The 1,475-nt window shown below is 32.5% G+C and carries 1 protein-coding gene and 1 pseudogene; both read left to right on the plus strand.

Features of this window, described 5'->3' with window-relative positions:
• Nucleotides 1-57: 57 nt before the first annotated feature.
• Complete coding sequence (locus FLACOL7796_RS23675; RefSeq protein ID WP_173973230.1) at nucleotides 58-819, plus strand: DUF4369 domain-containing protein; 762 nt, start codon at nucleotides 58-60, stop codon at nucleotides 817-819.
• Nucleotides 820-837: 18 nt separating this feature from the next.
• A pseudogene (locus FLACOL7796_RS24910) lies at nucleotides 838-1,224 on the plus strand (peroxiredoxin family protein); the annotation flags it as partial.
• Nucleotides 1,225-1,475: the final 251 nt, after the last annotated feature.

Here is a 1,475-nt window from a genome sequence, read left to right on the forward strand (position 1 = left end):
TTTTATAATTTTAGATACTTTTGTTGCACAAATCAATTAACTAATTAATTTTTTATAATGAAAAAAATACTTTTTTTACTAACCGCTTCTGTAGCGATTATTTCATGCAGCAAAGTTAAAGACGGAGAATACCTAATTACAGGAACTGCAACAGGTATTGAAAACGGAAAAACAATCATTCTTCAAGGTCAGGACCCAACTACTAAAATGGCAGTGGCGCTTGATACAGTAAAAGTTGAAAACGGAAAATTCGAAATAAAAGGAAAAGTAACTGAACCAGCTTTTCATACTTTAATTCTTCAAGGTGCTAACGGACCAATTCCTTTTATCTTAGAAACAGGAGAAATCGCTATTACAATTGATAAAGATAGTATTCATAAATCTAAAATTTCTGGAACTTACAACAATGATGAGTACGTGAAATTTAATGAGGATTTAAACAAAACTCAAAAAAGCTTAATTGACTTTCAGAAAAAGAATACTCAAAAAATGCAACAAGCTCAACAAGCTCAGGATACGGCAACTATCAATGGCTTGATGAAACAATACATGACATTACAAACTGAAGTTCAGGCAAATTCTAAAAAGAAATATATTGCTTACGCTGAAACTCACCCAAAAGCTCTTATTTCTGCTTTGATCATTCAAAGTATGATTGCTGATCCAAGTGCAGACATTAAAAAGACTGAAAGTTTATACAACTCTTTAGATGAGTCTTTGAAAAACAGTACTACTGGAAAAGAAATTAAAACTAAATTAGGTCAGGCTCAATTACCTGCAGTTGGTGCGTCAGCAGCTCCTGTTGGTAGCCCTAACTGAAGAGCAGATTTTTCAGCTCCTAATCCGGAAGGAAAAGTAGTTTCGCTTAAAGAAAGTTTAGGTAAAGTTACTATTGTAGATTTCTGGGCTTCATGGTGTGGACCATGCAGAAAGGAAAACCCTAATGTTGTAGCGATCTATAAAGAACTACACTCAAAAGGATTAAATATTATTGGTGTTTCGTTAGATAAAGAAAAAAGCAAGTGGACTGAAGCTATCGCAAAAGATGGTTTAACCTGGACACATGTTTCTAACCTTAAATTCTGGGAAGAGCCAATTGCAAAACAATACGGAGTAGAATCTATTCCGGCAACTTTTATTCTTGATGCTTCAGGAAAAGTGGTTGCTCAAGACTTAAGAGGTCCTGAATTGAAAGCAAAAATATTAGAGCTTTTAGCTAAATAATACCATTATCAGAATATAAAAAATCTCCCTCGTGGAGATTTTTTTTTGCTTTTATGTTTCGGGAGATAAAAAGTCGAAAAGGCTAATTTTAAAAGCCCTTTTATAAAGAATTACGTCTAAAAGAGTATCTAACTCATTATTGTTTAAAACAAAGAAACGGCGCCCTTAAAAAGAAGCCTGATTCAAAAAACTTTATTTCTGGTTTATTTTCTAGATTAATTTTTAAAAAAAATAGGCATTAAATATTTAGA

Origin of the sequence: Flavobacterium bizetiae, assembly GCF_902804475.1 — a bacterium.
GTDB lineage: Bacteria > Bacteroidota > Bacteroidia > Flavobacteriales > Flavobacteriaceae > Flavobacterium > Flavobacterium bizetiae.